This is a genomic window from Chryseobacterium sp. MIQD13 (assembly GCF_050496705.1).
In the GTDB taxonomy this organism is placed as follows: domain Bacteria; phylum Bacteroidota; class Bacteroidia; order Flavobacteriales; family Weeksellaceae; genus Chryseobacterium.
The window spans coordinates 449,890-476,114 of the sequence record NZ_JBNWAF010000001.1; the positions used below are offsets into that span (position 1 = coordinate 449,890).

The following is a 26,225-nucleotide window of genomic DNA, read 5'->3' on the forward strand; positions in this document are numbered from 1 at the left end:
CATTCTTCAAAATAATCCCAACAATTATAATCAGTAAATAAAAAAGCCTGCTTAGTTCATTTTTTTCAGAACCTTCTCAAAAGTATTGATGTTTCTGCTTGTAAACTGATCTTTGAGGCTTTTTTTTCCTAAAACCTTCCCGAATACGGAGTCTAAGGTATTTCCCTTGGGAACCTGCCAGTAAAAAATTTCATTGACGATTTCGGCTTTTTCATTCTCGGCTTTAGAGGATGTTTCAAACTCTCCCATCAATACATTTTCTACTCCGCTATTTCCTACAAAAGCATAAATATGAAGATCATCTTTTTTCTCAAAAGGAATACTGTCCCAGAAAACCTGTGTTTCTTCCTGTGATTTTATAAATAGAAAAGCTTCATAAGAAAAATGATCGGACATCGCTTTTTCTAAAATCTTCTTTAGATCTCCGGCATTTTTATCAGAAGAGAAAACAATATTTCCCGAAGCCAGCACCGAACCTACGTCCTGCATTCCGGCTTCTTTAAAAACCTGGCATACGTCTGCCATTTTCATATTGGTTCCTTTTACGTTTACGCCGCGGAGAAAAGCACAGTATTTCATATTTTTTAGGGATTTGAGATTAGGTTATAGTGTTTGAGGGTAATAGAGTTTTAGAGTGATTGGCTTTTTCTCTAAAAATCTTTAAATTTTTAAATCTTTTACTCAGTCTTAACATATAAATTATAATCTGTTCCTGACGGTTTAAAGTGGTAGATTTTTTCTAGAATTTTATTATCACTTTTCAGATGGTCTTTTATTCTGAATTCTTTCAGAAGCTGATAATGAGTCTGATAATATTCTGCATCATCCCCTTCAAAAAGATTTTTATAGGAAAGAAGATATTTAGGTTTCCTGTTTTTTACAGTATTGAGCCAATAATGAGCTTTGTCTTTCTTAATTTCAGTCTGTATCTGCTTGTCTACCAATCCTACTTCGTCAATCGTTTTTAATCCTGAAAAATAAGGCACATAACCAGCCGGTTCCAACAGAATCCACTGATTTTTATCTTTTTCATATGTATTTAAAAACAGACCGATCTGCCTGCGGTAGTTCCATTCTCCGTTTCCTGTAGCAATAGAATGTATGGTCTGGAAAAGAGTCATGGGAAGGATATAGAATATAACCAGCAGGGAAAGCCATAGGTTTCTTTTTTCTTTCTGCTCGAGGACAAAAATAAGAACGGGAACAAAAAGTAATAACTGTGGCACCCAGTAATACCAGTCGAACAAACTTTTTTGAGAGATGAAAATAATCTGCTTTACCCAGCCGAAAATAAAAATCATCCATAAAAAGTAATTCCTTTTTTCTCTTTGTCTTATAAGATAAATAAAGCACAGTAGCTCAAAGATCAGGACAATAACTGTTACAGGATTGAAGTTTCCGGGAAGTTTAAGCATTCCCCAGAAATTACCGAAGCTTACAAGGAAATAATTGACATTTTGAGCAAAAGTAAAGTTATGCTCATAAAGAAGCTTTTTTGCTACAATGGTATTATTAACCAGTTCTCCGAAATACAGCCAGTTGAAGGAAAGTACAAATCCCAGTCCCAGAATTCCTCCGAAAACATAGTTCCATCTGATTTTTCTGTTCCAGAAAATGTCAACAAGAAATACAATTCCTAAGAAAATAATCGTATCAATCCTTGTAAACATAATTAAAAGAGGCAAAAGGGTCAGTACCCATTTTTTATTTTTATTGAAACCGTAGTACAGAAGTGCCATTTCCAGAAAGAAAAGGATACCGTATTCCATTCCCAGAATGGAAATTTTAATGGAGGGCGGTAATATTCCGATTAAAAATATAAAAATAGCTTTATGCCACGGATTTTTAAGTGTAAGATGAGAAAGAAGCAATGTTCCTATAGTAAAAAGAACAGAATTGAAAATCAGAAGCGGTTCAACAAAGTATTCTTTCCCGAAAATCAGATTGAAAAAATAGGAGACAAAAACATACAAGTGTGTTGTAGAGGCCGATATCTTGGTTTCTCCGTTGAAACCTATTACTCCGTAATCCAACAGATTCTGAGCTACCCGCCAGGTAATGAATGCATCTTCCTGTATATAATGGGTCAATAAAAAGAGAAGTTTAAAAACAACCGTAAAAATCACGGCATAGATTGGGAACTTATTATTTGTATTTTTTGCCATCACGCATTTTTAGTTCCACAAATATAATCTTAAAATTCATGAATGCCAATAACAAAAAAACGGAACCTAAGTTCCGTTTTTATTAGCTATTTTATTCTGTTGCTTTAATAATCGCTGTGGTGATCTGATTTTCTTTTTCTTTTGAATAAGTAGAATCATAAGGTTCCATCACATCAAACAGATATTGGTAGAAAGGCGTGATCTTCTGTACATTTTCAGATTCCTTTCTGGCCTTTTCTTTTCCCATCTGCTGAAGCTCTTTGATAAAGCCATTGAATTTTTTGTCGATCGGCTCTATAGATTTTACAAGGTAAGCATATGCCTTTTCATTCTGACCCAGTTTTTTATAAGCATCTGTAACCGCTGATACTACAAGGGAATATTCCATCGGTTTGCTTCTCATCTGTCTTCTTGCAAAATTCTGATCAGCCGGAGCAAGGCTTAAATAGTAATCATACTCTTCAAAAATACCTTTTTTAAGGATTTCTGCCAGTTCAAGACCTTTTTTCTCCTGCCCTGCAATGATGTATCCTGTTACCATAGAACTCAATGAACGAGGATCGTTAAATTTCTCTGCAGGAATTTCTTTTGACGCAAGATCCAATAATTCAACTGCCTTAGCTTTCTGTCCGCTTAATGCCAGTGCTGAAGCAGCTCTGCTTGCAGTCATTCTGTAGCTCATGATATTTGAAGTAGCCGTTTCGTCAAAGTGAGTATTCAGATCTTTAAAATTCCCCCATCTGAAGTTTTTCACAACATTGTAAAGTGAGTTCACATCTACTCTTCCCATATCTCCGTCTACGTTCTCAGTAGTATGAATAGGAACCAGTCTGTAGCTGAAACCGTCAAACTGAAGATATTCGTTCAGATAGAAAATATTTTCACTGTCATAAATTCCTCCTGAAGAGAAGTTGATAGGACGTTTCCAGTCAAAATTGGCAAGCATATCAAGCATAATCAGGTTATTTTTATAAAGGGTGTTTCCTTTATAAGTAATCATGATCTGGTTGACTACATTCGGAAGGTCTGCCTGAGTGATGATTCCGGCTTTTAGAGCATTTTCTTTATTGACAGGAAGAATAAATTTATTCACAGGAAGAATATTATATTTTTCAAACTTTTCTTCCCCGAAATACATCTTTAAAAGCTCATCTTTTTCAGGAGATTTGAATTTGATAAAATCAACAGCTTCTTTCAATGTCAGTGAATCCTGTGTAAGGTATTTTCTGAATGCCTGGAATTCTGTATCAGGAGCACCCTGCTCTTTCAGCATGGAGAAAACACCTTCCCAGTCTTCTTTTTTCATCATATAGATCTGGTCGTTCACGCCATCTCTGTAATCTTCATGAGTCAGTTCACTCGGGATTCCTGCTGCATTATAGGTCTTTCTTTTAATTTGATCTAAATTCCATGGAGTTGAAGCAAGGGTAAAGTTAACTACCTTCACATCATCTCTGAATCTTTCTGTTTCCTGAATAGCCCATACCGGATAAGTATCGTTGTCTCCATAAACAAATAAAATATCATTCTTAGGAAGTGATTTTAATACTGAATATGCATAATCATAAGCTGTATACCTGTTGCTTCTGTCGTGTACATTGTAATTCTGGAAGCCCATCATAAAAGGTACTCCCAATAAAACCACACCTAAAGCAATATTAGCTCCATTGGATTTTACTTTGGACTGGATAAACCATAAAATAGCTGCCGCTCCAAGACCTATCCAGATCGCAAAGGCATAGAACGAACCAACCATTGCATAATCTCTTTCTCTCGGCTCGAAAGGTTTCACACCAGTGTAGAAAATAATCCCGACACTCGTTAAAACAAATAATGAAAGCAGTGCATAGAATCTTCCAAAATCTCTGTTCAACTGGAAAAAGAAACCGATCAATCCTAAAATCAGGGGTAAAAAGAAGAATTTCACCGTACTTTCATTCTTGAATTTGGCTGGCATTTTATCCTGATTTCCAAGCAGTGCATTGTCTATAAAAGAAATCCCGGAAATCCAGTTTCCTTTTGTATTTTCCATGTTTCCTTCAAGGTCGTTCTGTCTTCCCACGAAATTCCACATCAGGTATCTTACAAAATAATACCCATTCTGGAAGGTAATGAAGTAATCCATATTCTGAGCCAGTGAAGGTTTCTGAACATTAATCAGGTTGTATGGCTTCACTTTCAGGTAATCTGCTGCGGTAATGGTTTTATCTTCATACTTCCCTCTTAATTCATCAAAGATCTGCTTAGCCTGAGGATTATCTGCAACATCTTCATTAGCATAATTGAAGGTAAAATCAGGAGCTCCGTACATTGAAATGTAATTCGCCATTACGTCTTTATCTTCATTAAACATTCTTGGCATTAAGCTCACTTGAGACTGGCTGAATGTATAATTGAACCTGTCTCCTGTTTTTCTGTAAGTTCCGGTTTTTTCATCTTTTTCATAGATTTCACCGGTCTTTTTGGTTTTGAAACTTCCATCTTCGTTCTTCTCAATTCCATTCGCATCAAGGAAAGCTGTATAGTTTTGACCGTAAATAGTAGGCCAGTCACCATACTGTTCCCTGTTATAATAATCAAGCATACCAATGGCAGTATCAGGATCATTAAGGTTCATCGGAGGATTGGCATTCGCTCTGATAGGAATAACCATCCAGCATGAGAAACCAATAATCATATAAACCACTGACAATGCAACAGTCTGATATATATTTTTCTTAGTTTTTCTTGCATATTTAATCAAGAAATAACACGCTGCCCCCATTAAAACGAATGCAGCAATTGTTCCTGAATGGAAAGGAAGTCCAAGTCCGTTTACAAAGAATATTTCCAGTCTTCCAAACATCGTCATGATAAGCGGGAAAATAATTTTGAATACAATGATTAAAATTACCAATGTAATTGCGTTAGCCCAGATAAAATTCTTCCAGGTAAATTTGTAATTTCTTGCATAATATACCAGACACACAGCCGGAACCGCAAGCATCCCCATCATGTGAACCCCTACCGAAAGTCCTAATACAAAGAAAATAAGGATGATCCATCTTTCACTGTCTTTCGCCAGGTATTCATTTTCCCACTTGGTAATCAGCCAGACAAGAAGTGCAATAAACATGGAAGCCATAGAATATACTTCTCCTTCTACTGCAGAAAACCAGAAAGTATCTGAAAATGTAAAGCATAAAGCTCCTACTGCTCCTGCAAAAAGAATGGAAATTTCCTGATGCTTCGTTATTTCATCAAAATCCTTATTTAACAGCCGTCTTACAAAATGGGTAATCGTCCAGAATAAAAATAAAATCGTCAGCGCACTGAACAATGCAGACATTGCATTGATCACGATAGAATAATTTTCACCTTTCCCTAAAGCAAAAATGGCTGCCACAGCACCCACGATCTGGAATAAAGCAGCTCCGGGAGCATGCGTTACTTCAAGTTTTACAGCAGAGGAAATATACTCACCGCAGTCCCAGAAACTGAAATTAGGTTCTATGGTCGACAAGTACGTGAAAAATGCAATGACGAAAATCACCCATCCTAAAACGGTGTTCCATTGCCTAAAAGTCCAATTTTTCATAGTATTAAATCAATTACGCGAAAATAAGGCTTTTATACCATTCTATGGTGTTTTTAACAAAATTTAAAAATTTTGGCGTAGTATTTGCGATTGTACTTCAGCTAAGATTGCAAATCAGAAAATAAATTTTGCCGGATCACTGGCTTGAAATCAAACAAAAGTTTAGTAATTATTTATTTTTTTGTATTTTTGCGGTCAGATTTTTATTGAAAATAACAAATAATGAGTAATGTTTACGATAATATTCTTGGCCTAATAGGAAATACTCCTATGGTGAAGCTTAATACTGTTACAAAAGATATTCCTGCAACCGTTTATGCCAAGTTAGAATCATATAATCCTGGACATTCCACAAAAGATAGAATAGCACTTCATATTATAGAAAACGCTGAAAAGAAAGGTTTATTAAAGGAAGATTCTGTAGTTGTAGAAACTACTTCAGGAAATACCGGGTTTTCTATTGCGATGGTCTGTATTATTAAGGGATATAAATGTATTCTGGCGGTAAGCGATAAAACAAAGCCCGAAAAAATAGCCTACTTGAAAGCATTAGGGGCTACGGTATACATTTGTCCTGCCAATGTTGCGGCGGATGATCCCAGATCTTATTATGAAGTAGCTAAAAGAATAGCTTCAGAAACACCAAATTCAGTTTACATCAATCAGTATTTTAATGAATTGAATATTGATGCACACTACCAGACTACGGGTCCTGAAATTTGGGAGCAGACGGAAGGTAAGATAACTCACCTTTTTGCCTGCACTGGAACAGGTGGAACATTGTCCGGTTCGGGCAAATTTTTAAAAGAGAAAAATCCTAATGTCAAGATCATTGGTGTGGATGCTGACGGGTCTATCCTGAAAAGCTACCACGAAACAGGTGAAATTCACAAAGAAGATGTTCATCCTTACCAAATTGAAGGAATGGGGAAAAACCTGATCCCTTCTGCCCTTCTTTTTGACAAAGTAGATGAGTTTGTAAGAGTAAATGACGAGATGTCTGCTTACAGAACCCGTGAAATTGCCCTTAAAGAAGCTATCATGGGAGGATATACTACTGGAGCCGTAACTCAGGCACTGATCCAGTATGCACAGTCTCACGAACTTACCAAAGATGATATTATTGTTCTTATTTACCCTGACCACGGATCTAGATATATCACCAAGGTATACAGTGATAAATGGATGGCTGAACAAGGTTTTGTAAATAACTGCGTACACAATTACGATGAAGTTTTCAAAACAGAATTCATTAAATAGATTTAAATAAACCACGATACAAATCAAGCCTTTTGTGTTTTCTACAGGAAAGGCTTTTTACTTAAAACTACAATACAAAATGTTGGATATTTTTGAAAGAATAAAAGAAAATCCAGGACCTCTTGGACAGTTTGCAGATTACGGAGAAGGTTATTTCATTTTCCCCAGACTAGAAGGACCTATCGGACCTAGAATGCAGTTCCAGGGAAGAGAAGTGATTTTCTGGAGTGCTAATGATTATTTAGGATTATGTAACCATCCAGAGGTAATAGAAGCCGATGCTAAAGCTGCTGCTGAATACGGAATGTTCTACCCTATGGGAGCCAGAGCAATGTCCGGTGAAACGGAACAGCACCTTCAGCTGGAAAAAGAACTTGCAGATTTTGTACAAAAAGAATCAGCTTATTTATTGAATTTTGGTTATCAGGGAATGGTTTCTACCATCGATGCTTTGGTAGGCAGAAATGATGTAATTGTATATGATGTAGATTCTCATGCATGTATTGTAGATGGTGTAAGACTTCATTCCGGGAAAAGATTTACCTACAGACATAATGATATTGAGAGTCTTGAGAAAAACCTTCAGAGAGCAACTAAAGTAGCAGAAGAAACCGGAGGCGGTATTCTTGTGATTACGGAAGGGGTTTTCGGAATGAGAGGCCAGCAGGGAAAACTTAAAGAAATCTGTGATCTTAAATCTAAATACAGTTTCAGACTTTTAGTAGATGATGCACACGGATTCGGAACTCTTGGAACAACAGGAGCCGGAGCTGGTGAAGAGCAGGGATGTCAGGATCAGATTGATGTGTACTTCTCTACTTTTGCCAAGTCAATGGCTGGTTTCGGAGCATTTATCGCGGGGGACAAAGAAATTATCAGATATTTAAAATTTAACTTAAGATCTCAGATCTTTGCAAAATCTCTGACAATGCCAATGGTAATCGGAGGATTGAAAAGACTGGAGCTTTTAAGAACAAGACCTGAAATCAAAGCCAAGCTTTGGGAAAATACCTATAAGCTTCAGAACGGTCTTAAAGACAGAGGATTCAACATCGGAGACAGCAATACATGCGTAACTCCTGTTATGATGCAGGGAACTCCGGTAGAAGCGACTCTTCTTGTAAAAGATTTGAGAGAAAATTACGGAATCTTTACTTCTGTAGTGGTTTATCCAGTTATTCCGAAGGGAATGATTCTTTTAAGATTAATTCCTACCGCTTCCCACACGGATGCAGAAATTAATGAAACATTAGCTGCATTTGAAGCTATTCACGATAAATTAGTAAGTGGTTACTATAAAGAGCAGGAACAGAAACTTCTGCAGGAGCAGGGTTTAAGTTTCAAGCCGATCTAATTGAAAAAGATAAAACCACTGAAAATTTCAGTGGTTTTTTTATTAAATATTTTCTCATCCTATCAAATTTTAAATAAATGAAGTTCAAGGGTTATTTGTTAGGCATATTGTCTTCCGTTTCATTCGGATTGATTCCTATTTTTATCCTGCCGCTGAAGCAGGCTCATTTTTCTATGGATATTACTTTATTCTATAGATTTCTGTTTTCTGCTCTGATGGTTGGCGGGTATTTGTTATACTCCAAAGAAAGCCTGAAGATCAATAAAAAAGAAACTTTGATTCTTTCTGTTTTGGGTGTCTGTTATGCCCTTTCTTCAGAATTCTTATTTATCGGTTATGATTTTCTGACACCTGGAATTGCTTCCACTGTTCTGTTTATTTACCCAGTTATTGTCGCTTTGATTATGTTCTTCTTTTACAGGGAAAAGCTCACAAAACTTTCCATTATATCTCTGCTGCTGGCTTTTGCGGGAGTTATTGTTTTATGCTTAAAAGAAAATGGTTTAGGGATCAATTTTGCAGGCCTTGGAATTGTCATGCTGAGTTCACTATTCTATGCACTTTATATGGTAATCGTGAATAAGTCTCATCTTAAAGTATCCGGATTCAAGCTTTCCTTCTTTTCAATGCTTTTCACTTCGGCATTTTTTATGATAAAAGCGTTAGCACGTGGAGAATCTTTTGCAATTCCTTCCGTATCCATCTTTTTAAACTTCATTATTTTTGCCTTTCTAACTACGGTTATTTCCAGTCTTTGTCTGGTATATGCCATCAAATATATCGGATCTACTCCAACTGCTATTTTAGGGGCACTGGAACCTGTGATTGCAGTTATGGTAAGTGTCCTTATGTTTCATGAAAAATTCACAATGAATCTGCTTATCGGGATTATACTGATCCTTTTGGGAGTCATTCTGAATGTGATATCTGACCGTAAAAAAGTCTATCACTCTTAATCTTTCTCATTTAAATGCGAAGCTCAATAGAATATTTCAAACTTTCTTACCCAGCTTTTTCATTTTAGATGAATTTAAAATAACTTTGCAAAAAATTTCTGTTGAAAGATCTCCTTCTCATCACCCCGCCTTTTACCCAGCTTAATACTCCTTATCCGGCAACAGCTTATATAAAAGGCTTTTTGAATACCAAAAATATTTCCAGCTATCAGATCGATCTGGGACTGGATGTTATTTTGGAATTATTTTCAAAAGACGGACTTGAGAAAATATTCAATAAGAAGATCAATCTTCAGGAATTATCAGAGAATTCACAGAGAATCTACACACTCCGGGAAGAGTATCTGAAAACAATAGATCAGGTCATTCCCTTTCTGCAAGGAAAGAATCCAACGTTGGCCAGACAGATCTGCAGCATGAATTTCCTTCCTGAAGCCGCCCGTTTTAACCAGTTGGATGATATGGATTTTGCTTTTGGAAACATGGGAATTCAGGACAAGGCCAAACATCTTGCCACTTTATACCTGGAGGATATTTCTGATTATATTATTGAAAATATTGATCCCGATTTCGGATTCAGCAGATATGCGGAACGTCTTGGGAAAAGTGCAAATTCTTTTGACGAGTTGTATTCCAAATTATCAGATAGCCAGACATTCATTGATGATTTTACCTTGAAAATCCTTCAGGAAAAATTAGAATTGGTTCAGCCCAAACTGGTATGTTTTTCCATTCCTTTTCCGGGAAATTTATATGCAGGTTTCAGATGTGCCCAATTCATCAAAAAGAATTATCCTCACATTAAAACTGCAATGGGTGGCGGCTTTCCCAATACAGAATTAAGGGAAGTGAAAGATCAGAGAGTTTTTGAATTTTTCGATTTTATTACCCTTGATGACGGGGAACTTCCTCTCGAACTTCTTTATGAAAGTTTAAATACTTCGGAAGAAATTCCAGAATACAAAAGAACATTTTTAATTGAAAATCAGAAAGTTACTTATAAAAATAATTCTAAAAGACATGACTATAAGCAGGCAGACATCGGAACTCCGGATTATACAGATTTAAAGCTGGATCAGTATGTTTCAGTAATCGAAATTGCCAATCCAATGCACAGTTTATGGAGTGACGGAAGATGGAATAAACTGACGATGGCTCACGGCTGTTATTGGGGGAAATGTACTTTTTGCGATATTTCTTTAGACTATATTAAAATTTACGAACCGATTTCTGCCAAAATTCTGGTTGACAGAATGGAAGAATTGATCAGGACAACCGGTGAGACAGGGTTTCATTTTGTGGATGAAGCAGCTCCTCCTGCATTGATGCGGGAAGTTGCCCTCGAAATTTTGCGGAGAAACTTGGTTGTTACCTGGTGGACCAATATCAGATTTGAGAAAAGCTTCACCCGAGATTTATGTTATCTGTTAAAACTTTCAGGATGTGTTGCGGTTTCGGGAGGACTTGAAGTGGCCAGCGACCGATTATTACAATTGATAGATAAAGGTGTTTCAGTAGAGCAGGTTGCCAAAGTGACAAGAAATTTCACTGAAGCCGGAATCATGGTTCATGCTTACCTGATGTATGGATACCCAACCCAAACTGTCCAGGAAACCGTAGACTCACTGGAAATGGTAAGGCAAATGTTTGAAATGGGAATTCTGCAAAGTGGATTCTGGCATCAGTTTGCTATGACGGCTCATTCACCTGTAGGAATTAATCCAGAAGAATTTGGAGTAACTCCTGTGAAGGAAGAAATTTTGTTTGCAAACAATGATATTGATTTTAAAGACAAAACAGGAATTGATCATAGTAAATTCAGCTTTGGTTTGAAAAAATCTCTTTTCAATTATATGCACGGAATCAATTTTGAAATTCCGCTTCAGGAATGGTTTGATTTTAAAATTCCAAGAACTACAGTTCACCCTGACTATATTCATGACTGCCTTCTGGATGATCATCAATTTGGTTTTAAAGGCAATTCAAAAGTTGTTTTTTTAGCGAAAAACGTAATCGCTGAGAATCGCGTAAAAAACAAAAAGAAATATTCCGGTACATATACGCTTCTCACATTCCATTTAAAAACAAACATTGTCAAGATAGATCTGGAGCAGGATAAAGCAGAATGGCTTATGAATGCTCTGGAAGAAAATTCTATAGAAAATCCGAAAAAAGTTACAGCTCAGCAACTTAAGAATCAATTTGAGGAAAATTTTGAAGATTTTGAATTATTCTGGTTTTCAAAACCCATACAGCAGCTGAAGGAAAATGGAGTAATTCTGAGTTTATAAAATTTTCAATTTTTTCTCAGGGATTTCCAAATAATGATGAATTTCTATTAAATGACTAATTAATTGGGTGTTTCTTTTGACACGGGACCTACAGTTACCTTATCCTGTATTTTAATAAAATTCGGGTCCATCATTGCCAATCGTTCGGCAATAGCTTTATAAGTTGGGAATTTTAAAAGAGAGGCCCTTCCTGACATTTCCCTGTAAATTGTAAAGGTCTTTCCACCGGCTGTTTTTAATTGTTTTGTTGTGGTAATATATCTCCCAATGTATTTACTTTTAGCATCATAGATCTCGATATCTATAAATGTTTTGTCCGTAATGGTATCTTCAGAGCCGAAACTTACAGGAAGATTGGTGAAATATCCCACAGGAACTCCATTACTGATGATCTCTCCCACTTTATTGACTTCAATATTCATTTTATCAATTTTACTTCGGGTGGTATACGCATCCTTTGTTTTGCTATCCAGCTTTCTTTTCGGAACATTCTTAAATATCTCGTCCAGATTTTTAATATTGATTCCTTTGTTGTCAATAATCTTAAGGCCCTTTATAGAAGTATATACCGCTGATTTCTCTTCCCCGGAAAATGCCGACGGAGAAATATAGTCCAGCTCAATTGTTTTATCCCTGTTATAAACCCTGTTCACTTTTATGTAGCTGTCTCTTACTGAATCCACTATGCTTTTATCTATGAACTCTATAGTATACATCGGGGTATCATTCAGGTCCATGAATGTATAGATATTGGATTTGTTTGAGATCTTAGCCACATGAGCACCATCAAGACTTATGATACCTCTTTTGGTTTTGAAATTCTGGGCATTGCATAAAACTCCCAGAACGGTAAAGAATATGATTATACTTCTCTTCATAAAATCAGACTTTTACACAAATAAAAAAAGTGTAACCAAAGTTACACTTTCTTGAAAATATATTTAGCTTTTCAATTTAATTATTCACAAAGGATAATTCCTTTATCATGATTAAATTCTACAACACCGCTTTTGATAGGATAAGAAAAAACAGAATCTTTATCATTTTCTTTAGTGAAGTTTTTAGCATAAGCTTCACCAACTGAAGCTGTGAAAAGCTTTACTTTACCTCCAACCAAAGAAGAAACAATTCCTGCGTGGTTTTTCATGATGTGAAATTCACCATTTTTTCCCGGCAGTAATACAGAATCTACTTCTCCTTCAAAAACTACGTATTCTGGTGTTAAAATTTTTATATTCATTTTTTATGAATTATAGATTATAGATTTTAAATTTTAAATGATGTTTTCAATCTAAAATCTAAAATTTAACATTTAAAATTTTCTTAAGCGTTTTCAGCTAGCATTTTTTGTCCAGCTTCGATAGCTTCCTCGATAGTTCCTTTCAGGTTGAAAGCAGCTTCCGGTAAGTGGTCTAATTCACCATCCATAATCATGTTGAATCCTTTGATAGTATCTTTGATATCCACCAATGATCCTGGAATACCTGTAAACTGTTCTGCTACGTGGAAAGGCTGAGATAAGAATCTCTGAACTTTTCTTGCACGGTAAACTACTGATTTATCTTCTTCAGAAAGTTCTTCCATACCAAGAATCGCGATGATATCCTGAAGCGCTTTATATCTCTGAAGAATTTCTTTTACTCTCTGAGCACAGTCATAATGTTCAGCACCGATAATTTCCGGAGCAAGGATTCTTGAAGTAGAAGCCAATGGATCTACCGCTGGATAGATACCCAATGAAGCAATCTTTCTGTCTAGTACCGTAGTTGCATCCAAGTGAGCAAACGTAGTTGCAGGAGCCGGGTCAGTTAAGTCATCCGCAGGTACGTAAACCGCCTGTACTGAAGTAATTGAACCGTTTTTAGTTGAAGTAATTCTTTCCTGCATCGCACCCATCTCAGAAGCAAGAGTCGGTTGGTAACCTACCGCTGACGGCATACGACCAAGAAGTGCAGATACCTCAGAACCAGCCTGTGTAAAACGGAAGATGTTGTCTACGAAGAAAAGTACGTCTCTACCTTGTCCGCTTTCTCCACCGTCTCTGTAGTACTCAGCCAATGTAAGACCTGAAAGTGCTACTCTCGCTCTTGCACCTGGCGGCTCGTTCATCTGTCCGAAAACGAATGCAGCTTTTGAATCTTTCATAGCTTCTAAGTCTACTTTAGAAAGATCCCAACCACCGTTTTCCATAGAGTGCATGAAATCATCACCATACTTGATAATTCCTGATTCAAGCATCTCTCTCAAAAGGTCATTTCCTTCTCTCGTTCTTTCACCTACTCCGGCGAAAACTGAAAGACCTCCGTGTCCTTTTGCAATATTGTTAATCAACTCCTGGATCAATACAGTTTTACCTACACCTGCACCACCGAACAAACCAATTTTACCCCCTTTTGCGTAAGGCTCAACTAAGTCGATTACTTTAATACCTGTAAATAAAACTTCTGCAGAAGTTGAAAGTTGATCAAATTTTGGAGCTGGTCTGTGAATTGGCAGACCACCTTCTTTAGTTATATTTTGAAGTCCGTCGATAGCATCCCCAACAACGTTGAATAGTCTTCCGTTTACAGCTTCACCAATTGGCATTGTAATAGGATTTCCGTATCCGATTACATCCTGCCCTCTTTGAAGACCGTCTGTAGCATCCATTGCAATACATCTTACTGTATCTTCACCAATATGCTGCTCTACTTCTAAGACTACTTTTTCACCGTTTCCTTTTGTAATTTCTAACGCGTCATAAATACTTGGAACTGCTTCCACATCTGTGAAGACAACGTCGATTACCGGACCAATAATTTGAGAAATTTTACCTTTAATTTGGTTTGCCATTGCTAAATTTTTTCTTGGTGCAAATATAATGATTCTTCATAAACCCACAATTGGTAAAAAAAAGATTTTTATCATACTTTTTTGTTAATATACCAATATAGCAGTTTACCAGTCTAGTAATTATTTCTTCGAAAAAAATATTGGTCCATTGTTATATTGATACATTGTTACATTATGTATATCTTTGCAGTCAAATTTTTTCGTTTTGAAAGTTTTCAAGAATTTTAAAGATTATTCCTCTCAAAAGCCTTTAGCCTTATCTTTAGGGATGTTCGACGGAGTACATCTCGGACATAAAAGTATTATCGATGAACTGATTAATGTAGGCACAGAGAATAATCTGGAAACAGCTATACTTACTTTCTGGCCACATCCGCGCTTCGTTTTTAACCCAAATGAAGATCTTAAGCTTCTCAATACACTGGAAGAAAAAAAACAGCTGATCGAAAAATACGGTATCAATCATTTATTCCTGAAAGAATTTGATGAAGAGTTCAGAAACCTCACAGGAGAAGAGTTTGTACGACAGATCCTGATTGATAAACTGAATGTAAAATACCTTATTATAGGTTACGATCATTCCTTCGGAAAAAATAAAAGCGGAAATTTTGAGCTTCTTCAGAAGCTTTCAAAAGAACTGGATTTTGTGGTAGAACAAATGGAAGCTATCAATATTCACGAAAACAATATCAGCTCCACTAAAGTCCGCAATGCTCTTCTGACAGGAAATATTAAGGATGCCAATGAAATGCTCGGCTATTCCTACTCTGTCTCCGGAACTGTTGTTCATGGGAAAAAGATCGGAAGAACAATCGGTTATCCTACAGCCAATATTGAAACTGAATCTATTAAACTTCTTCCCAAAAAAGGAGCTTATATCGTTGAAGTGGAAGTAAAAGGACAGCAATATAAAGGAATGCTCAGCGTTGGTACCAATCCTACTGTGAATGGTGAAAAATTAACCGTTGAAGTATATATTCTTGATTTTGAGGGCGATATCTATGATGAAAAGATTACTGTAAAATTCAGGGATTTTCTTCATGACGAAATCAAATTTGAAGGTATTGAAAAACTTATCGAAAGATTGGATGAGGATAAAAGATTGACAGAAAATTTTATTTTTTAATTATCCAACTCTAGCGGATTTTCGTATTTTAGGTTTTCTTCTCTTTCTTTTTGTCTTTGCCTTATCATTTCTTCTCCTTTTATAATGGTGGTTCCATAGCTTGCAAGTACAGCCGCTGCATTGGCTTCAGCATTTCTTAATGCTTGTTTAAATTTTGGCTGCGTTGTTTCTATTGCTTCAGTATATCTGCTTTTCTTCATATTGATTAATTTCCCTTTCAGTTGAGAAGCAGGTGCAGATTTTACAAGCTCAAAATCATAATCTCCTTTATCATCTGTTATTTTTATTATCAATCCGGGTAATCCGCTAAACTTATAAGGGCCATATGGTAAAGGAATTTCGGGGGAATACCATGCAATCCAATTTCTTCCTTTAAAGGTAACTACTGCTTTTTTACAATTAATTGTATTGATTATTTTTGTTTCATTCACAAGTTTCCAATTCTTTATTACCTGCTCTTTATAAGTAAGTAACGACATTCCAACTAATCTAAAATACCTTATATCTTCGTTCGACTGTATTATGGTAAAGGATAATTTTGTTTTTGGGATTACCACCCCTTTTTTCCAACTAAGAGTTATACTTCCATCAGGATTATTTGTCGTTATTCCTGAATTTGCCATTACCGAATCACCTTTCAGCGATATGGTACTCGCAAAAAATGCACGATTATCCCCTATTTGTAATAAAAATAGTTCTTCATGTCTATAATCAGTTCGTGTATCAAATTTAGCTTTTAACTGATAAGTGAACTCTCCACGCAAAGTATCCTGTTTGTATGATTGGGCGTAAAATAAAACATTATAAAATAAGATGAATAATAATTGAAGTAGCTTTTTATGATAATGCATCAGTGATATTTTCATGGTAAAACTGCACTTACTATAGTAGAATCATCTCCACTATTAAGTGCTTAAATTTAGATTAATTTTATGCTAAATTAGCAGCAGACCCACTATAAGTAAGTGTTGAACAGTTGATTGCCTCAACCTTAAAGAACCCAAAGATTTAAATTCTAACCGTTTACAATCTCCTCTCTGGCTTTTTTCGTCAAAGAATTAAAAACCAATTCATAAGACTGATCTATTAATTTAAAGATAAGATCTCTTTTCAAGCCATCTGTCAATACTGAATTCCAGTGTGTTTTATTCATGTGGAATGCACCTGTGATCTGCGGATGCTGTTCACGTAATTCTGCACTCCATTCTGGCTCTGTTTTTACATTGATACTTAATGGTTGCTTTTCCAAGGGCATTAATAAGAACATTTTAGTCCCTACTTTCATGACAAGAGTTTCATTATCAAAAGGAAAAGTTTCTGTAACTCCTTTTTTGGAAAGGCAATAATCTAGAATTTCGTTAGCATCCATGAATTTTTATCAATGATAAGTGGTTAATGATAATTGATATTAATTCCAAATTTAGTAAATTTAAGAAAGAAATAGGATCATAAATCATCACAATTATTATGAAAGCTTTGATAATTGGCGCAACGGGCGCTACAGGAAAAGATCTGGTAAAGCAGCTTCTCAACGACAAGGAGTTTGAGGAAGTAGATATCTTTGTAAGAAAACCTGTGGACATTCAGAATGATAAGCTGAAAGTTCATGTGGTTGATTTTGAAAAGCCAGAAGAATGGAAGGATATGGTGAAGGGAGACATTGCATTCTCATGCCTGGGAACCACATTGAAAGATGCCGGAAGCAAAGAAGCCCAAAGAAAAGTGGATTTCGATTACCAGTATGAGTTTGCCAAAGCAGCTAAAGAAAACAATGTAGAAGATTATATTCTTGTTTCAGCATATGGAGCCAACCCGAAATCCAAAATTTTCTATTCAAAAATGAAAGGTGAACTGGAGGAAGCTGTAAAACAGCTGCATTTTACCAAAATCACAATTTTCAAGCCTGGAATGCTGGAAAGAAAGGAATCTCACAGAACCGGGGAAGTTTTGGGAAGCAGAATTATAAAATTTGCCAACAAAATTGGACTTTTAGAAAGTCAGAAACCTCTTCCAACAGATATTTTGGCTAAAGCTATGATCAATTCATCAAAAATAAAAAGTAACGGCTATTCAAGCATAAAACTTGGAAATATATTCTGTTTTGCAGAGAAAAGCAATGATTAAGCTTTCCCCTGCATCATACAGATTTTATTGTCTTAAGCTTTTAGGTGTCTGATATTCCCATATGCAGAATAAACTTCAATTGTATTTATTTTAAAACAGAATCAATTATCATTAATACAAAAAATGCTTTAAGTTATAGATTTGTACTCATAAATGCAATGTGTTTTTGAAATATGAGGGTAAGTATGGGTAACCAAAGAGCCCTTTTTCAAACCAAATAATTCAATCAATTATTTTGCAATATTTTCGGCATAAAAAAAGTGGATAAAAATCCACTTTTAAAAATTGTTCTGTTTTTTATTTTAAATGCTTTGTGATTGCTTCATCTGTAGGTTTTGTAGTACTTATGAAGGTGTCAATCAGCTTTCCATTTTCATCGAGCAGGAATTTAGTAAAATTCCAAAGGATGGTCGTATTTTTTACTCCGTTCAAATCTTTTTCTGTTAAATACCTGAAGATGGGAGCAGTATCATCACCTTTTACAGAAACTTTTGCTGCCAAAGGAAATGTTACTCCGTAATTTTTCTGGCAGAAAGCACCAATTTCAGTATTGGTTCCGGGTTCCTGTCCTCCAAAATTATTCGCAGGGAAACCTACGATCACAAGTTTGTCTTTATATTCTTCGTAGACTTTTTCCAGATCCGCATATTGTGGGGTAAAACCGCATTCGGATGCTGTGTTTACAATAAGGATCTTTTTTCCTTTAAAATCTGCAAAGTTGATCTCTTTACCATCAAGGCTCTCAACTTTGAAATCATATATTGTTTTTCCCATAAGTTCTTTGGTTTTAGCTTGAGAAATTTCACTTTTCTGATTGGTACAGCTCTGTAAAAATGCCACAAAAGAAAGCAGCAATAAGAAAACCTTTTTCATTCTTATCAATTTTAGTTATTTAAAACTTAAAAATATTGGCAGGAAATACTTTATTGACATCAATTCTGTTCAAAATCATTACATAATCTCCATCTTTTTTAGTACTTGAAGATTCAATTCTGAAAGACATCACAAGATTTCCCACTTTTTTATAATCTGAATACACGAGTGTTTCATCCTTTTTAACTTCTTTTAAAAGCATATAGGTTTTCACATCAAAATAGTAGATATTTTTATTGACATTTTTGGTAAGTTCTACTTTATGACAATAGATCTCTCCTACTTTTTCTTTTCCAAGATATTTTGCATTAAAACCTTTGTTTTCCCAGTCAATGAAATCATTATCAAAGCTTTCAGGAATGTATTCCGGATATTCCTGAAGCTTATTTGTTGCATAGTTCATTGCATATCCTTTAGTTCCGTCAAAGCCTTCAATCGCAGTTTCTTTTCCGTTAATGCTGATCACTGTTTTAGTAAGATTGGGACGCTGCTGATAGATTTTTATAGGATATTCATCCTTAATTCCCAAAATCACTTTTCCCTGCAGCAACACTGAATTTAAGAGTTTCCAATTCGTTAATCCTCCGGACAGCTCTATATTTTTTTCTATAATTTCTTTTGCGGTCTGTGCAAAAGACAACTGCGAAAGTATCAATACGAATACTAAAAGTAATTTCTTCATTAATCTTATTTATATTTCAAATATAAGAGGAATTGGGCGAAAAAGCAAAGAAAGCTAACAGGTGTACGGACTTATTTGCTTATCGGTGATGTGCAAGCTATCAAATTAACTTTCTGGCTTTTTCCAGATCCTCAGGAGTGTCAATACCTACTCCGATGAAATTTGTTTCTATTAATTTAATTTTCATTCCATATTCCAGATAACGGATACATTCAATTTTCTCTGATATTTCAAGAGGTTTCATTTCCAGTTTGGAGAACTGAAGCAATGCATGTTTTCTGAAGGCGTATACTCCAATGTGCTTAAAATAACTTATATCATAAGAGATTTCCCTGTGAAAAGGAATTACAGAGCGGCTGAAATAAAGAGCAAAACCGTTATTATCCGTAATTACTTTTACATTATTGGGGTTTTCAATTTCTTCTTTTTCGGTCAGTTTTATTTTTAAAGAAGCTAAAGATATTTCCTGATTATCATCTTCTTTGAATACCTCTATCAGTTGTTTTAAAGGCTCCAGTTTCAAGAAAGGCTCATCTCCCTGAACATTGATAACGATATCACAGTCGATATTCTGTACAGCTTCTGCGATGCGGTCGCTACCGGTTTCATGCTGTCCGGTCATAACTGCTTTTCCTCCATTTTCCACAATCTCATCAAAAATAATTTCTGAATCCGTGGCAACAAATACTTCATCAAACAGTCCTGTTTCCAAAACATTCTGGTATGTGGTTGTAATGACTGTTTTTTCACCTAACATCTGCATGAGTTTTGCCGGAAAACGGCTTGCTTCGTAACGGGCAGGAATAACTGCTATGATTTTCATTGATAAAATTATTTTAAGAATTATAATAACTTGATTTATAGAAATATTTTCTGAAAATCTTCATTTTATAAACTGTATTTTAAAACGCTTCGACTCCGCTCAGCGTGACACTGCTCATACTAACTGTTTGTGAAATGTGTCATGCTGAGCGGAGTCGAAGCATATATTTTCTCAATCTAACACTATAACGATTTTAATCCTTAAAATATTGGTAAACCGTTACACTATTAGATTGTTACATTAAAAACTATTTAAGATTATTTAAAGCATTTTCCAGTTTCGGAAGCATTACTTTAATCTCATCAACAGCTAAACCTCCAACGGAAGCACGGAACCAAGGTTCGGATTTTGCCTCTCCGAAAGCAGAAAAAGGGACTAAGGCTACTCCGGCATCATTAATTAAGTAGAATACCAGATCAGAAGAATTCTCAATAACAGACCCGTCCGGTTTTGTTTTTCCGATATAATCCAATTTGATTGTCAGATAAAGGGCACCCATCGGCTTGATGCTTTCTACGGCTAATCCTTTTTCTTTTAAATCCTGAATTCCACCATGAAGAACTTTTAGACTTTCTTCTAATTTTCCCTTGAAATCTTCTACGAAAACATTTACATTCTCAGGGTTTTCAAAGAACTTTGCAGTAGCTTCCTGCTCTGGTTTTGGAGCCCAGGCTCCAACGTGAGTCAGCAAAGCTTTCATTTTATCAAGAATATGAGCCGGTCCGAATCCCCATCCTACACGTACTCCGGTTGCAGCAAGGCATTTAGAGATACCGTCGATATAAATCGTATACTCTTTCAGTTCAGGGAAAAGAGAAACCGGATCTACGTGCTGTGCCCCGAAAGTAAGGTTAGAATAGATCTGATCGTACATCAGGTACAATGGTTTTTCGTTTTCACCTCTCTTTTTATTTTCTTCAAGAACCAGTTTGCAAATCGCTGAAAGCTGTTCTTTTGTAAACATCGTTCCTGTAGGATTCAGGGGTGAACATAGTGCCAGAAGAACTGCACCGCCTAAATGGGGTCTCAGGTCATCTGCTGTAGGAAGGAAATTGTTTTCCTCCGTTGTTTTCACTTCTACTGCTTCTGCAGAAGTAAGATAAGCATAATGGTTATTGTTCCAGGATGGTGTAGGATACACTACCTTATCCCCCTCATCAACGATTGTTTTATAAACTGCATAGATCAAAGGTCTTGATCCTGCAGTAATTAAGATATCATTTGGTGAATAATCAAGATTCCATCTGTTTTTTAAATCTTTGGAAACTTCTTTTCTTAAAGATAAAAGTCCGTTCGCTGGCGGGTAGTTTGTCAGATTATTCTGATATGCCTTCTGAATCTCTTCTTTCAGCAATGCCGGAATAGGATAGAGATTAGAATTAAGGTCACCAATAGTAAGATTGGCTATTTCCGCTCCTTTTGCTTTTAAATCATTTACTTCATTACCAATTTTTACAATTTCGGAACCAATCAGGTTCGCCGCTAATTTTGAAACTTTCACTTTATTTTATTTAAATTTATTTAATATTCTCTCTCAATATTTATTCTCTTATGAATCTCTTCTTCAGGAATTTTGGCGTCAAAAAGGTCCATCAATTCCTTTGATTTTTTGGCAACATTTGAATTCGGATATTTCTTTATAATCCTGTTGAATTCTTCCCTGTTTTCATCATATATAGTTCCATCGGAATGCTCATGAGTCGGGGTATTATCCATCCCGAATAAATAATCATACAGATAATCACTGTACATTTCTTTCGCTCTGGAAACTAAGGAACTTTTAGGATATCTTTTAATGAAGTTTTCCCAAAATATTGTTCTTTCTCCCAAATCTTTCCAAGAAATCACCAATCCCGCATCCGCTGAATATAAACCTTCACTCTCTTTCGACAGCTGCTCAATATAACTATTATAATCCGGAGTTACTTTACCTTTAAAGAGAGAAAAATAATGATCAGGCAAAGACCAGATTTCGGTGTAGCCTTCTCCTACTTCTGTAAATTCAAGACTTCCTTTCTTAAGTTGGGTACTCAGTTCCTTTATATTTTCAGGAAATTTGTAACTGTCACTTTCAGAATCATAATAATTAACATATTCTACCAGGACTTTGCTCAGGCTTTCACTTAAACAGGCTGTATATTTATCACGAATTTTAATATAATCTTCGTATAATTTATCATTCTGTTCAGGTGAATTCCGGGCAATTTCTTTTTCTGTTTTCTGCTGATACCATTGAAGAGCTGCAATATAATCTTCTGTTTTATTTTTAGAAGTACAAACAGTATCAATAGGTTTGAATAAATCTTCTTCTTTCTCTTCTATTTTCGAAACGGTATCTTTTTCAATCTTTCCCTCAGAAGTTTTTTGGGCTTCTTTTTTACAGGAAAAAATACAAATCAACAGAATAAAAGCTGATAAACTCTTTTTTATCATGAAGATAATTTTGAAATTAATCCAGCTTCAGATCTTTTCTTACTTCTTCAATTTTAGCCTCCAAAGATTTCAGTTTATCTTTAAAATCCGCTTCAGAGGTAACACTATCTTTTACTGAAACATAAAATTTAATTTTCGGTTCGGTTCCTGAAGGTCTTACACACACTTTGGTTCCATCCTGGGTATAATAAATAAGTACATTCGATTTCGGAATGTCGTTCATTACTTTTGTTTCGTTCTTTGAAACGGAGAAGCTGGTCTGCTCTTTAAAATCCTTAACCTCTTCCACTAATGATCCGGCCAGTTCTTTCGGTGGGTTTTCACGGAAGTTTTTCATCATGTTCTGAATTTCTTCAGCACCTTCTTTTCCTTTTCTTACAATATTTACCAATCCTTCGTAATACATTCCGAGATCTTCATAAATCTCGATCATGTACTGATACATTGTTCTTCCGTTGGCTTTACACCATGCAGCTATTTCACAGGCAAGAAGAATACTTCCGCACGAGTCTTTATCACGCACGAAATCCCCGGTCATAAAACCGAAACTTTCTTCCCCACCGCAAACGAATTTTTCTTTTCCTTCAAAATCACGGATCATTTTTCCGATCCACTTGAATCCTGTAAGGCCAACTTTACAGTCAACCCCAAATTTCTGGGCAATATCAAAGAAAATATCTGAAGTTACGATTGTAGAACCAATGAATTCTTTTCCTGTGATTCTTCCCTGCTTTCTCCATTCATTTAAAATGTAATAAGTAAGGATGGTATTGGTTTGGTTACCGTTCAAAAGCTGCATTTCGCCATCAAGGTTTCTCACGGCAATTCCTAATCTGTCACCGTCCGGATCCGTTCCGATAACGATATCCGCGTTGGTAATTTTTGCCAGATCCAGTGCCATTTGAAGTGCTGCAGGCTCTTCCGGGTTCGGAGATTCTACTGTAGTAAAATTACCGCTGGGAATCATTTGTTCCTTAACTAAATCGATTTTTTTGAACCCTGCTTTTTCCAGCGCTTTCGGAACCGTTGTATAAGTTGTTCCGTGGATGGATGTGAAAACGATATTTAAATTTTCTTTTCCAACATTCTGATAGGTTGAATTTTCAATACAGGCATCTATATACACATCGTCCTGCTCCTCTCCGATCCATTCGATCAGGTCATCATTTCCATTGAATTTAATTTCTTCAAATTTTACGGAGTATACTTCCTTGATAATTGCTTCATCATGTGGCGGAACAATTTGTGCACCGTCATTCCAGTATACTTTATACCCATTATATTCAGGCGGGTTGTGGGATGCTGTAAGAACAATTCCTCCGTTACATTTTTTATCTCTTACGGTAAAAGACAGTTCCGGAGTTGGTCTGTGGTCTTTAAAAAGAAGTACTTTAATTCCGTTTGCCGTTAAAACATCGGCAACCAGTTTACCAAATTCTTTTGAATTATGGCGAACATCATAAGCAATGGCTACCTTTATTTCTTCACCTTTAAACTGCTGAAGCATATAATTCGCCAATCCCTGCGTAGCCTGTCCTAATGTATATTTGTTCAAGCGGTTGGTTCCTACTCCCATGATCCCCCTCATTCCACCTGTTCCAAATTCAAGTTCTCTATAGAAAGAATCTTCCAGATCCGGGGAATTGCTGTCGATTAAAGCCTGTACAGCATCTTTTGTTTCTTTATCGAATGTATCACTTAACCAAAGTTTCGCTTTTTCTAATGTTGTCATATTTGTATTTAAGTTTGGAAGCGGGAGGTTTGAAGATGGAAGAACAGCTACCCATCATATTCATATTTCCTGCTTGTGTTTTATTATTTTTATAATTTAAAAATTTTTAACCTTTTAATTTCTAGTCTAATTTCTTATTTTCAACCTTTGTCGTTTTATCAATTTTAAAAGCACGAATCGGGTTGTTATAATAAATAAATTTTGCCGTGTTCTGAATATTTCCTTTCAGAGAATCCTTTACATTTACTTCTGCATAATTCCCATTTTTAGAGTCTATATTCAGGTTCTCTATTTTCCAGTAAGGAGCAATCAAACTTGCTGTATCTGAGATTTTTATCACTGCATCTTTGGTAAATCCCAGAAAGTTGGCCCGGCTTCTGTTCTGCATTTCTACTTCTGCTCTTCTCGTTTTTACTGAACCCATAAAAGTAGCATAATTTTTTAAATTAAGCCTAAAATTATCGGTCTTAATTTCGCTCGAAATATTCATTTCGGCAGAATCGGAAATACTGATTTTTTCAGGATTATATTTCGAATAAATGGTGATATTGTAAAAATCCACTCCTTTAGTTTCTCTTGATTCGGTAATGAATAATCCATCATCTTTCACATCAATATCCAGATTGTCAAATACATTCGGATATGTTTCCACATTCACCATATTCTTTTCTCCTCTTGCATAGAAAACCCTGAATTTTCCCTTAAGAAAAATATTTTTAAAATTTTCAACAGGAACTTCCTTATTCTCAATATTACCTTTTGGAGAAACTTTTCCGCAGGAAACGGCCACTACAAGTAAAGATGCGTATAATATCTTCTTCATACTCAATTTAAAATATTTTTATATAAAAATCACCATTGAAAATCCTCACAGAAAGTTTCTGCAAGTCAATTTATCTTATTCAAACAAAAATAAGATTTAAATTCTAAAAAGACTTATTCTTCCAGCTATAAAATAATGTGCAGTCTTATAATAATAAAAAATATCCCAAAAAAGAATCTTTTTGGGATATTGATATTTTAATTGATTCTGGATTTATATTTTAAATCACTTCATCAATATTATAATTCTTATGCTCCCTGTTGGTTCTGATAATCATTTCGCCTAAAAATCCTGCTATGAAAAGTAATGTTCCCATAATCATCATTGTCAGGGCAATATAAAACCATGGATTATTAGTAATCAGATGTCCGTAAATTCCTCTTGCCACATCAATCAGTTTTGAAACTCCCAGCCAAAGAGCAGAAAGGAATCCTACAATGAACATTACCGTTCCCACTGCACCAAAGAAATGCATAGGTCTTCCACCAAAACGGCTGACAAACCAAAGGGTTACAAGATCCAGAAATCCTCTGATAAATCTCTCGGTTCCGAATTTTGAAGTTCCGTAAGGTCTTGCCTGATGCTGCACCTCTTTTTCGGTAATTCTTCTGAATCCTGCATTAGCAGCAAGTACAGGGATATAACGGTGCATATCTCCGTAAACATCAATTGATTTTACAACCTGCTTTTTATAGGCTTTAAGTCCGCAGTTGAAATCATGAAGATACACTCCCGAAACTTTTCTTGCTGCTGCATTGAACAGTTTTGACGGGACATTTTTTGTCATTACGTTATCAAAACGTTTCTTTTTCCAGCCCGAAACAATATCGTAATTATCTTCCATCACCATCTTGTATAATTCAGGAATTTCTTCCGGGAAATCCTGTAAATCAGCATCCATGGTAATTACTACCTCTCCGTTTGTTCTTTCAAAAGCAGCGTGAAGAGCCTGTGATTTTCCATAATTTCTGGAAAATTTTATCGCGTGGATCTGAGGGTGCTGAACCTTCATATTTTCAATAATACTCCACGATAAATCTGTACTTCCGTCATCTACAAACCAGATTTCATAGGACAGGCTGTTGGTATAACAGACATTGTCGATCCTTGAAAAAAGCTCTTCCAAAGAAGCTTCTTCGTTTAATAACGGAATAACTATAGATAAATTCATTTA

22 protein-coding genes are annotated in these 26,225 nt (G+C 35.6%); 6 read left to right on the forward strand and 16 right to left on the reverse strand.

Going from position 1 to position 26,225, the window contains the following annotated elements:
• Positions 1–51: 51 nt before the first annotated feature.
• The 3 genes from ACQWU4_RS02170 to ACQWU4_RS02180 form a co-directional block, all read right to left on the reverse strand.
• Positions 52–579 carry a DUF1697 domain-containing protein gene (locus tag ACQWU4_RS02170; protein ID WP_429934125.1) on the reverse strand — a complete coding sequence of 176 codons (528 nt, stop codon included), beginning with the start codon at positions 577–579 and terminating at the stop codon, positions 52–54.
• A 98-nt stretch (positions 580–677) separates the two neighbouring features.
• Positions 678–2,165, reverse strand: coding sequence for a hypothetical protein (locus ACQWU4_RS02175; RefSeq protein WP_429934126.1), 1,488 nt, complete (start codon positions 2,163–2,165; stop codon positions 678–680).
• A gap of 91 nt (positions 2,166–2,256) precedes the next feature.
• Positions 2,257–5,742: a glycosyltransferase family 117 protein gene (locus tag ACQWU4_RS02180; RefSeq protein WP_429934127.1), complete on the reverse strand. Its 3,486-nt coding sequence runs from the start codon at positions 5,740–5,742 to the stop codon at positions 2,257–2,259.
• Positions 5,743–5,964: 222 nt separating this feature from the next.
• Between ACQWU4_RS02180 and ACQWU4_RS02185 the strand changes: the two genes are divergently transcribed.
• The 4 genes from ACQWU4_RS02185 to ACQWU4_RS02200 all read left to right on the forward strand — a co-directional run bounded on the left by ACQWU4_RS02185 (position 5,965) and on the right by ACQWU4_RS02200 (position 11,603).
• The gene (locus tag ACQWU4_RS02185) at positions 5,965–7,002 is read left to right on the forward strand and encodes a PLP-dependent cysteine synthase family protein (protein WP_429934128.1); all 1,038 of its coding nucleotides are present in this window, start codon (positions 5,965–5,967) and stop codon (positions 7,000–7,002) included.
• An 82-nt stretch (positions 7,003–7,084) separates the two neighbouring features.
• On the forward strand, positions 7,085–8,356 hold the full coding sequence (locus tag ACQWU4_RS02190) for an aminotransferase class I/II-fold pyridoxal phosphate-dependent enzyme (protein ID WP_429935067.1): 1,272 nt from the start codon (positions 7,085–7,087) through the stop codon (positions 8,354–8,356).
• 77 nt (positions 8,357–8,433) lie between these two features.
• Entirely contained in the window at positions 8,434–9,312 is an 879-nt protein-coding gene (locus tag ACQWU4_RS02195; protein WP_429934129.1) for a DMT family transporter, read from the forward strand.
• Positions 9,313–9,413: 101 nt separating this feature from the next.
• Positions 9,414–11,603, forward strand: a complete 2,190-nt coding sequence (locus ACQWU4_RS02200) for a B12-binding domain-containing radical SAM protein (protein ID WP_429934130.1) — start codon at positions 9,414–9,416, stop codon at positions 11,601–11,603.
• A gap of 59 nt (positions 11,604–11,662) precedes the next feature.
• On the opposite strand, the gene ACQWU4_RS02205 is transcribed toward ACQWU4_RS02200, so the two are convergent.
• From ACQWU4_RS02205 to atpD, 3 genes are all read right to left on the reverse strand, one after another.
• On the reverse strand, positions 11,663–12,481 hold the full coding sequence (locus ACQWU4_RS02205; RefSeq protein ID WP_429934131.1) for a hypothetical protein: 819 nt from the start codon (positions 12,479–12,481) through the stop codon (positions 11,663–11,665).
• A gap of 80 nt (positions 12,482–12,561) precedes the next feature.
• Positions 12,562–12,843 (reverse strand): FoF1 ATP synthase subunit delta/epsilon, encoded by a 282-nt coding sequence (locus ACQWU4_RS02210; RefSeq protein ID WP_429934132.1) that lies wholly within the window; start codon positions 12,841–12,843, stop codon positions 12,562–12,564.
• An 83-nt stretch (positions 12,844–12,926) separates the two neighbouring features.
• Positions 12,927–14,435, reverse strand: a complete 1,509-nt coding sequence (atpD, locus tag ACQWU4_RS02215) for a F0F1 ATP synthase subunit beta (RefSeq protein ID WP_429934133.1) — start codon at positions 14,433–14,435, stop codon at positions 12,927–12,929.
• A gap of 205 nt (positions 14,436–14,640) precedes the next feature.
• Here atpD and ACQWU4_RS02220 point away from each other — a divergent pair, with 205 nt between their 5' ends.
• A complete protein-coding gene (locus ACQWU4_RS02220) occupies positions 14,641–15,561 on the forward strand; it encodes a bifunctional riboflavin kinase/FAD synthetase (RefSeq protein ID WP_429934134.1) in 921 nt (306 codons plus the stop codon).
• Here the strand turns inward: ACQWU4_RS02220 and ACQWU4_RS02225 are convergent.
• Both ACQWU4_RS02225 and ACQWU4_RS02230 read right to left on the reverse strand, forming a co-directional pair.
• The gene (locus ACQWU4_RS02225; RefSeq protein WP_429934135.1) at positions 15,558–16,412 is read right to left on the reverse strand and encodes a GLPGLI family protein; all 855 of its coding nucleotides are present in this window, start codon (positions 16,410–16,412) and stop codon (positions 15,558–15,560) included. The genes ACQWU4_RS02220 and ACQWU4_RS02225 overlap by 4 nt on opposite strands.
• A gap of 164 nt (positions 16,413–16,576) precedes the next feature.
• A complete protein-coding gene (locus tag ACQWU4_RS02230) occupies positions 16,577–16,930 on the reverse strand; it encodes an MmcQ/YjbR family DNA-binding protein (RefSeq protein WP_429934136.1) in 354 nt (117 codons plus the stop codon).
• 98 nt (positions 16,931–17,028) lie between these two features.
• Between ACQWU4_RS02230 and ACQWU4_RS02235 the strand changes: the two genes are divergently transcribed.
• Positions 17,029–17,685: an NAD(P)H-binding protein gene (locus ACQWU4_RS02235; RefSeq protein WP_429934137.1), complete on the forward strand. Its 657-nt coding sequence runs from the start codon at positions 17,029–17,031 to the stop codon at positions 17,683–17,685.
• A gap of 297 nt (positions 17,686–17,982) precedes the next feature.
• Here the strand turns inward: ACQWU4_RS02235 and ACQWU4_RS02240 are convergent, their stop codons facing one another.
• From ACQWU4_RS02240 to ACQWU4_RS02275, 8 genes are all read right to left on the reverse strand, one after another.
• Positions 17,983–18,558, reverse strand: a complete 576-nt coding sequence (locus tag ACQWU4_RS02240; RefSeq protein WP_429934138.1) for a glutathione peroxidase — start codon at positions 18,556–18,558, stop codon at positions 17,983–17,985.
• A gap of 19 nt (positions 18,559–18,577) precedes the next feature.
• Complete coding sequence (locus ACQWU4_RS02245) at positions 18,578–19,240, reverse strand: histidine kinase (protein ID WP_429934139.1); 663 nt, start codon at positions 19,238–19,240, stop codon at positions 18,578–18,580.
• Positions 19,241–19,340: 100 nt separating this feature from the next.
• Positions 19,341–20,063 (reverse strand): 3-deoxy-manno-octulosonate cytidylyltransferase, encoded by a 723-nt coding sequence (gene kdsB, locus ACQWU4_RS02250; protein ID WP_429934140.1) that lies wholly within the window; start codon positions 20,061–20,063, stop codon positions 19,341–19,343.
• Positions 20,064–20,310: 247 nt separating this feature from the next.
• A complete protein-coding gene (locus ACQWU4_RS02255; protein ID WP_429934141.1) occupies positions 20,311–21,564 on the reverse strand; it encodes a pyridoxal phosphate-dependent aminotransferase in 1,254 nt (417 codons plus the stop codon).
• Positions 21,565–21,584: 20 nt separating this feature from the next.
• Positions 21,585–22,496 (reverse strand): tetratricopeptide repeat protein, encoded by a 912-nt coding sequence (locus ACQWU4_RS02260; protein ID WP_429934142.1) that lies wholly within the window; start codon positions 22,494–22,496, stop codon positions 21,585–21,587.
• Positions 22,497–22,512: 16 nt separating this feature from the next.
• A complete protein-coding gene (locus ACQWU4_RS02265; protein WP_429934143.1) occupies positions 22,513–24,228 on the reverse strand; it encodes a phospho-sugar mutase in 1,716 nt (571 codons plus the stop codon).
• A 121-nt stretch (positions 24,229–24,349) separates the two neighbouring features.
• Entirely contained in the window at positions 24,350–25,051 is a 702-nt protein-coding gene (locus ACQWU4_RS02270) for a GIN domain-containing protein (RefSeq protein ID WP_429934144.1), read from the reverse strand.
• A gap of 220 nt (positions 25,052–25,271) precedes the next feature.
• Positions 25,272–26,222 carry a glycosyltransferase family 2 protein gene (locus tag ACQWU4_RS02275; RefSeq protein ID WP_429934145.1) on the reverse strand — a complete coding sequence of 317 codons (951 nt, stop codon included), beginning with the start codon at positions 26,220–26,222 and terminating at the stop codon, positions 25,272–25,274.
• Positions 26,223–26,225 lie beyond the last annotated feature (3 nt).